General features: G+C 35.2%; 7 protein-coding genes and 2 pseudogenes. 2 read left to right on the forward strand and 7 right to left on the reverse strand.

Going from position 1 to position 8385, the window contains the following annotated elements; all coding sequences use genetic code 11:
- Positions 1–58: 58 nt before the first annotated feature.
- On the reverse strand, positions 59–2368 hold the full coding sequence (locus ACM6HU_RS28340) for an AAA domain-containing protein (protein WP_016133048.1): 2310 nt from the start codon (positions 2366–2368) through the stop codon (positions 59–61).
- A gap of 113 nt (positions 2369–2481) precedes the next feature.
- Here ACM6HU_RS28340 and ACM6HU_RS28345 point away from each other — a divergent pair, with 113 nt between their 5' ends.
- The gene (locus ACM6HU_RS28345; protein WP_016133049.1) at positions 2482–2826 is read left to right on the forward strand and encodes a VOC family protein; all 345 of its coding nucleotides are present in this window, start codon (positions 2482–2484) and stop codon (positions 2824–2826) included.
- Between the two features lie 67 nt (positions 2827–2893).
- On the opposite strand, the gene ACM6HU_RS28350 is transcribed toward ACM6HU_RS28345, so the two are convergent.
- From ACM6HU_RS28350 to ACM6HU_RS28375, 6 genes and pseudogenes are all read right to left on the reverse strand, one after another.
- Positions 2894–3889 (reverse strand): D-cysteine desulfhydrase, encoded by a 996-nt coding sequence (locus tag ACM6HU_RS28350; RefSeq protein WP_275857967.1) that lies wholly within the window; start codon positions 3887–3889, stop codon positions 2894–2896.
- Between the two features lie 339 nt (positions 3890–4228).
- Positions 4229–4480 (reverse strand): annotated as a pseudogene (locus ACM6HU_RS28355) (DUF4073 domain-containing protein); the annotation flags it as partial.
- A gap of 155 nt (positions 4481–4635) precedes the next feature.
- Positions 4636–5397 carry a CPBP family intramembrane glutamic endopeptidase gene (locus ACM6HU_RS28360; protein WP_242227267.1) on the reverse strand — a complete coding sequence of 254 codons (762 nt, stop codon included), beginning with the start codon at positions 5395–5397 and terminating at the stop codon, positions 4636–4638.
- A gap of 98 nt (positions 5398–5495) precedes the next feature.
- Positions 5496–5807 (reverse strand): DUF4260 domain-containing protein, encoded by a 312-nt coding sequence (locus ACM6HU_RS28365; RefSeq protein ID WP_016133053.1) that lies wholly within the window; start codon positions 5805–5807, stop codon positions 5496–5498.
- Positions 5808–5938: 131 nt separating this feature from the next.
- Positions 5939–6610 (reverse strand): ABC transporter ATP-binding protein, encoded by a 672-nt coding sequence (locus tag ACM6HU_RS28370; RefSeq protein WP_016115343.1) that lies wholly within the window; start codon positions 6608–6610, stop codon positions 5939–5941.
- On the reverse strand, positions 6610–7674 hold the full coding sequence (locus ACM6HU_RS28375) for an ABC transporter permease (protein ID WP_016115344.1): 1065 nt from the start codon (positions 7672–7674) through the stop codon (positions 6610–6612). The genes ACM6HU_RS28370 and ACM6HU_RS28375 overlap by 1 nt, the downstream gene beginning before the upstream one ends.
- Positions 7675–7763: 89 nt before the next feature.
- Here ACM6HU_RS28375 and ACM6HU_RS28380 point away from each other — a divergent pair.
- Positions 7764–8351 (forward strand): annotated as a pseudogene (locus ACM6HU_RS28380) (MFS transporter); the annotation flags it as partial.
- Between the last annotated feature and the right edge of the window lie 34 nt (positions 8352–8385).

The raw sequence follows: 8385 nt of genomic DNA on the forward strand, positions 1-8385 counted from the left end.
TAAATTATTTTCATTCTAGTTTTATTCCGACTAAATGTCAAGGAATTACGATCCGATTTTAACGAATATCTAAAAAACCTTTTAAAACGCCAATCGTTTCAGGTGCATGCATTCTCGCACTTATAAAAGGGAATTCCGGACTTCCTTCAAACATCATTTGCGATGTTAACGGAGCACCTACCCAAAAGATTTCATCATCAATACATACAAATGGGAGTGATTTATTTTGCCTTTGTACTCTCACATTTTTTAATGGAATTGGTCCATCGCTATAGATTGTTACTTGCGCTGTTGTACGCATTAACGCCTGCCATACCCTTTTATCTACTTGTCTTGTACTTGGAAGCGAAATAATAATTTTTTGTTTTGCTGACAGAATGTCTTTTAATAATGCTTTCGTCTCTTCCAAATTCATTTGCATAAACCATCTCAAGCGTTTTGTAATTTTTCGTTCTAACAATGGACGCGATGTTGTACGATCATATACATTTCCGTGTCTTTCTATGTGAGCAGTTAAGTGAGATAGCGCTTGTTTTCTAGAAAGGTTTTTCCGCATATACTGACAATCCGATAACTGGATGAACTTCCCTCTTGCCCTTGATACTGCAACGTTTACAAGACGATGATTCTTATGATCAAAGAATAACACGCCAGGGCGCTCTTGCGGATAACTATCTACCGTATCAAATATCATCATGTCTCGTTCAGATCCTTGAAATTTATGAACTGTCGCTGCTAGAACAGGTGTATTTCGATACTTTGTTTTTTGCAATACTTCTCTTATAAATGTTGATAAGAACCGAGACTGTGCCCGATATGGCGTTACAACTCCAATCGATTGCACCCCATCTAATAATCCAATTAAGATCATTTGCATTGCAACTAAACCGGACATAATATTAAAACGAGAACCAGAAGCGGCATCTTTTAAAGAATAAGCTCCCATTAAACTTGTATCAAACAGAGCTGTCGCTTCATTTGCAAACGGCTGTAATTTCGCTAATTCTTGCCTTGCCGAAACAGAAGGATGGTCGAACACTCTATTCTTATAAATAAATGAGTTTGTAAATTTAGATATATCTGCATGCATACGTCTTTGTTCTTGCAACATAAATAAATTCGGATGCTTTTCATAACTATTTACCGATTGCACAATCCCCGCATGATAAAACATATCTTCCCCGAGCCACTTTCTAACAAGCTCATGATTTGCCATCGTAATTGGAGGTAACTGTAAAAAATCACCACAAACGACAATTCGCTTACCAAGAGAAGCAGCTAATGCGATTTGTGGCACATATGCCATACTCACTTCATCTACAACAACTAAGTCAAATGTTCGTTCATAAACAAGAGAATCAATTGCGCATTTAGATAGCGTTGCACCAATTACCTGTGCATTTTCAATATATTCTCTTTCTACCTCTTTAATTTTCGCTCTTTGCTTTCTGAGATCGCCTTCAATTTCTTGTATACGTTTCTTATCAGAAGCAGTCGCCTTATAAGATAAGATTTTTTGACGTAAATCTTGGCGCATTTCCTCTAAATAGAGCTTTTCTTCTCCCCATGACCCATTCGTTGTTTCCACTAATCTAGAAGCAAGCAACGTTTCATGGTTACGTATATGTTCATGTTGACTAAATCCATACCGGACGATTTCTCCTGGTGTCCATTTTTCTTTCTTTTCGATTTGCTTTGTTACTTCACTCATTAATACATCAACTGCCGCATTACTGTGAGCAAGTACAAGTACTGATTTTCCTTTTTGATAATGAGCCGAGATAATGCGTGATAAGTTATAAGATTTCCCTGTTCCAGGCGGTCCCCAAACATATGTTGTCGGATTATAAAAAGAACGATATGCAAGTTCATTCTTCGGATTTTTCATCTTTTCAATATGCTTTGGCGCACTCTTTCCATCCAAAAGACGTTTTACACGCTGACGCTTTTGCTTATCTTTTCGAACTTCTTTCAACCGCTCTTGTAATTGCTCTAATAACTGCCATGGTTCACTATATAAAATCGCTTCTCTTATTTCGCCTTGTATATAATCATTTAATTTCAGTTCGATTTCTAATCCATGTACAGATAGCACTTCTCCTGTTGCTTCCTCACCATCAAATTCAATTCGGATTGGTGTACCATCAGGTAAGCTTACTTCCGAAATAAGCTGAAATACATACACTGTACTCTCATAATCTGTATATAAAAAACGGCCATTTATAATAGATAGCTTACTACCGCCTATCGTTTTCCAATGTTTAATCTCATATGCTAACGCCTGATGCCACTCTTTCATCGTTTCCGTTAATGAAGGAGTTTGCGAAGTTGTATTCATATAATAATTTCCTTCCTTCTCTCCAAACATACTTTCTCACTATATCATAGAACGTCATAAAATTTGCAAGGTTTTTATCTTGCTTATTTTCTTAATTTTCAATATTATGATACATATGAAATTTATGGAAATAAGAAATCAATATGCCAGTAAGAAGAATAGAACACGTTGGAATCATGGTTTCCAACTTAGAAACATCTATTTCATTTTATGAAGAAGTAGTTAGACTAAAACTTATCAAACGTATGGGACATCCAAATCCAAACTTACAACTTGCTTTTTTAGGTGTAGAAGAATCACAAGAAACAATTTTTGAATTAATTGAAGGCTATAACCCTTCTCTTCCAACAGGAGGAAAAGTACACCATATTTGCTTCAAAGTAGATTCATTGGAAGAGGCAATTGAAACATCGCCTGATGGAACACGTTACATTTTCTTCTCTGGTCCTGGTGGGGAATGGATTGAGTTTTTTGAGACGGGGAGGTAATTATACTTCTTTTCATTCATAGCCAATAAAAAATCAGCACCACATATTTCGGTGCTGATTTTTTATTTTAGGAAAATAGCGATGTATTCGCATATAAAGCAGGTGAACCACCTGAATGTACAAATAAAACATTATCTTCCTTCTTAAATGTACCTTTTCGGATTAAGTCTATCAGTCCAGCTCCTGCTTTCCCTGTATATACTGGATCCAGTAAAATTCCTTCTGTTTTTGCTAAAAGCTGAACAGCTTCTACCATTTCAGGTGTTGGTAAAGCGTATCCTGGCCCAACGTATTCATCAAAACATGTCACGGCCTCACGCGGAATACTGTTTAGAATATCAACATGCGCTGAAGTTTCTTGCACAAGCTTACATACCTTTTCTTCTTGTTCAGCTTTTCCGCGGCTCACATTCATTCCAATTACCGGGATCCCTGTTTGTCTTCCATAAAATCCAGTAATCAAACCAGCATGCATGCCACCGCTACCACTTACACAAACAACCGCATTGAAATCTATCCCTTGCTCAAACGATTGAGCCATAATTTCCTCTGCACATGCAATATATCCCATTGCACCGGTAGGATTGGATCCTCCAACTGGAATGACGTATGGTGTATGCCCTTTTTCAGTTACTTCTTTGGCCACTTTTTGCATCTCATCCATAAGGTCAGTTCCGTTTGGCACAACGATTACATTTTCAGCACCTAATAAATGATATAAGAAGTAATTCCCATTAAAGTCTGGTTTTTCTTCTGGTTCAAGTCCTTCTTCTAATACAAGAATGCATTTCATTTTCTCTTTTACCGCAGCCGCTAATGTTAATCGGCAATGATTGGACTGAATACCGCCAGCAGTAATTAACGTATCTGCACCTTTCGCCTGTGCATCCGCCACAAGGAATTCTAATTTTCTTGTTTTATTTCCACCAGCTGTTAAACCAAGTAAATCATCTCGTTTAAAGTAAATAGAAGGTCCTCCTAGGACTTCAGAAAAGTGATTTAATTTTTCGATTGGCGTATATGATTCTGTGTATTTCTTTCTAGGAAACTTCGCTAAATTCATACTAACTCTCCTTATTTACTCTTTATCTAAAATTAAAATGGTAATTCAAATATCCATCAAGCATTATCTGTTCACTAATCATAACTCTTACACTTTTATTAGAAAAGTCTTCAGTAACCAAACAACCCTAATGGATTTTTAGCCTGAATTATTTTCAGGAAACATTTCTCAGTATACTTGATTCATCGTAGTAAAGCGACTCTAATGATTTAAAAAACATGATTCCCCCTAACATTTCACTCACTTTTTTATAAACGCACAAAAAAGAGCTTTATCATAACATAAAAGCCCTTTTTATATAGAAGATATACATTATTACTTTCATACTACTTTTCTAAACTATTTATTAGCTGAAAAATGAACAATCTGTGTTAAACCTGGATGTAAATTCATTTCTCCTTTATGGCGCACATATACCGTTTGATCCCTTTCAAATTTTGGAGGATTCCCCGCATTATATGTATGCCCTTCGTTTGTTCCTTCTATAGAATATTCCATGTACTCTGTTGCACCGACAAGAATATTCTTTTTATCATCAGCTATTACATCGAGTTCCATTTGCGTCATTTCCCCATCATGAATAAATCGCTTTATCACGCTTCAGACAGCGTTCGCAAAATAAAACTGTACCCAGAGAGCCGCATTTAAAATCCACGATATAACATGTCGGTAAGTTATATCCCTTAATAGGGGACGTAAGGTTTGATGAGGGGAAACTCGAAATAGGTTTCCTTGCTTTATCTTTGTTAACCTGTTAATAAGGTACTTTTTCTTTTTATCACTAATTTATACACTATAAAGACGCAAATTCCAAAGATAAGAGTTGAACAGGCTGGTAAAATCTTATCATTTGGCACGTATACGCTCCAAAAGGAATTCATAAGTGCATGGAAAACTAGACACATAAAAATACTTTTAGTTGCATTGTAAATTGTAGTATATATGAAGGATACGGCAATTATCGTGATTATAAAGTATATAAAGTTTATTTGAGTCTGGTTAGTGCCTGGAATGAACCATAACGGCAGGTGCCAAACAGCCCATATTATGCTCACAATCATGGTGCTTAAAAATGAAGAAAACCTTTTTTGAAGTGCAGGTTGCAAGAATCCCCTCCATCCGATTTCCTCAACTCCACCACCAATAATCATTATTGGAAAATTAAGTAATGCAACGTATAATGGCTTTTGCATCGTTGCCCCACCAAATAGCGTTGGCAGATAACAGCTAATAAAAGCTAGAACAATGATCAGAATATACCATGCAAAATGATGTTTAGCGTTAACAATGTTTTTGATAAAAACTCTAAACTCCTCTTTTGATCCATATTTTTTCTTTAAACTAATTGCACTAATTGCTGGCATGATACCTCCGAAAACAAACAATATCATTGCTAATGGAGTACCGAATGTGGTAATGTCCCATTTTATCAAGCTAATTAATAGTCCCCAGAGTATCCATGTAAATATGAACGTGCATATTAAATATCGTTTCATATCATTATTCATATACCTATCCCTCTTTGTCGTGATTAGATTTTAAAATGAATATAGCTTGGTACATAAAAAGATTTATATGTATTGTAAACGTTTATTCCTACTGTATCTTATAACTTTTGAATATGCGTATCTTTAAAATCCGTTTGATATTTAAGACCATATCCGAACAGACGATCCATTCCAATATGAGCTGTCCAAATTAAGCCAATCAAAATCAGTAATATTGATACTATGTAAGTATGAAACAGGTTATAAATCTGCGCACCAATACGATTATTAATAAGATATGCTAGCATTGAAACATCAGGTACTAAAAGCAACAAGAAGAATATGAACCAGCTAAATTCATTTAATGCATATATATAAATGGTCGCTATTAAGACAATAAGCCCTTCCATATGTATGATTTTTTTCTCCATATTTTATCCTCCTCCTCTATAAAAAAACGGAATAATAAGACTATTATAACATTTAATTCCAAAACCAGTCTAAACGAATTATCATGTACAAAAAAGCACAGGAATCCACCCTGTGCTTTTTCTTATAATACCTATACTAACTTTCCGTCACGTAATGTTAAAATACGATCACATACATCCAGCATTCTTTCATCATGCGTAATCATAATTGCTGCTTTTTGACTTTCTTTCACTTCTCGTTTCATCATTTCGACAACTTCGCGTCCGCGTTTTGAATCAAGGCTTGCTGTTGGTTCATCCGCTAATATTAAATCCGGATTATTCATGAAAGCACGAGCAATTGCAACCCTTTGTTTTTCTCCGCCAGATAATTGATTTGGATAATGATTTTTTCTCTGAGATAGTCCAAATGCAGCTAACAAATGATCGACACGCTTTTCAGATTCTTTTCGGTCTTCTTTCTTTAATTTTGCAATGTAGAGTAATTGTTCTTTTACATTTAAATAGGGAACAAGATTTGCAAACTGAAAAATGAACCCGATTTTTCTTAAACGAATATCTGTCATTTCCTTTTCTGATAAACGCGTAATATTTTGTTCACGAATGTAAATATTTCCTTTTGATGGTGATAATAAAGCACCAGCAATTGATAACAAAGTACTTTTCCCTGATCCAGAAGGGCCAACAATACCGATAAACTCTCCCGCCTTCACATTAAGTGAAATTGGATGTAGAGCAGTTACCTCTGTATCCCCTTCTCCGTACACTTTACTAACTTCCTCTAATTTTAATAGCGATGTCATTACATGCCACCTCCAATTGCTTCTAGTGCATCAACTTTTAATACCTGATATAAGGAAATAAGTGTTCCAAGAATACTAATTACAATAAAGATTCCTGCATATTGACCAATCATTGTCGTTGTTAATAAAAACGGCATGCTTTCTGGCAATATTCTTTGCAAACCTTCTACGAGTACAATACTTATCGCCATTGCGACAACAGATAGGAATAATGCTTGCACAACTAAACTATTTGCTAAATACGAATTTTTTGTTCCAATCGCTTTTAGTACACCTAATTGTTGTGTTTTTTGTAGTGTAATGACATAGAAGAACACACCGATTAATAAAGCAGCAATCACAAGCAAGAACGCAATAATCATTGTTAATGTTCCTTGTTCTTCTTTATACCCTGGGATACTTTGAAGAACTTCTTTTTTCTCAATCACATGTGCATTTTTCACTTCTTTATCCGTACGAAGTGCAATTGCACTATAGTCCTTTTGATTTGGCTGCGCAATTTGTCCCCATACATCTTGATTCACATAAACAACAGGTGTGTGACTAAACATTTGATCTTTCGTAAAGCCAACGATTTTGAATTCTTTTTTAGAAACAGGATCGATAATTGTATCTCCAATATCTATGCCTTTTTCTTTAATCGATTCGTCAGCAACCATTTCATCTTGTGCTGTTCCTAATGCGTTCCCTTGTACAATCTTTGGTTCCAAGAACGTGTCACGTTCGCTTGCAAAAATCGCAATATCAACCTTTTTTGAACTATCCTTCTTTTCATACGTAGAAACTTTCACATGAAATGGCACAGCATCGTTTGCATCTACTTGCCCTACTACATCATCCACATCTTCTTTCTTTATTTGTGAACGGAGTAATTTATTTTCCGCATCATCTGCTAATACAAATTTTGTTGCATCCATATTTTGAATGGAAGAGGCATTATCATACGATAAACCATTTGCTAACCCAGAAATTACAAGGACTAAAAATGATAATAAAACCATAATAAGCCCGATTAATCCATATCTTAATTTTGATTGTTTTAATTCACGTAGAGCTAAAAACATTTCGCTCGCTCCTTCCTCTTTCTTTCTTTCTATGTACTCATCTTAAAAAAGAAATATGAACGGAATATGAACAAAAGATTACAGAAAAAATGGACATATTAAAAAACCGAAATTTTTTACTGCTATTTTTAGGAAGAATTTTCACAAACATCGGGGATAGCTTGTATTACGTAGCAGCGATGTGGCTCGTATATAAACTTGGTGGCAATGCCTTTCACACGGGTTTAGCAGGTTTTGTTACACTATTACCTTCTGCGTTTCAATTTCTTACTGGCCCATTCGTTGATAGATGGTCAATAAAAAACACTCTCATCATTACACAAATTTCACAATGTATTCTAATTCTAATCACCCCTATTACATACTACTTCGACATGTTATCAATCCAACTTGTACTCATCATTATGCCAATCGTAGCTTTTATTGAACAATTCACATATCCCGTACAAACAAAGACTTTACCTCTTCTATTGAATAAAACACAATTATTAAAAGGAAATTCCCTCTTCTCATTTTCCTATCAAGGGATCGATTTAATTTGTACTGCTGTTTCAGGCATCCTAGTAGCAAGTTTAGGGGCTATTGTTCTATACCTCGTAGACTCCTTCACATTTGCCATTACTGCACTGTTATTTAGTTTATTAAATATACCAGCTCATAAAGAAGATGCATCTTCTTTTGACAAAAGCTAAATCTGCCATTATCATCAAT

It is taken from the genome of Bacillus sp. IT-79MI2 (assembly GCF_949768135.1).
Lineage (GTDB): Bacteria > Bacillota > Bacilli > Bacillales > Bacillaceae_G > Bacillus_A > Bacillus_A pseudomycoides.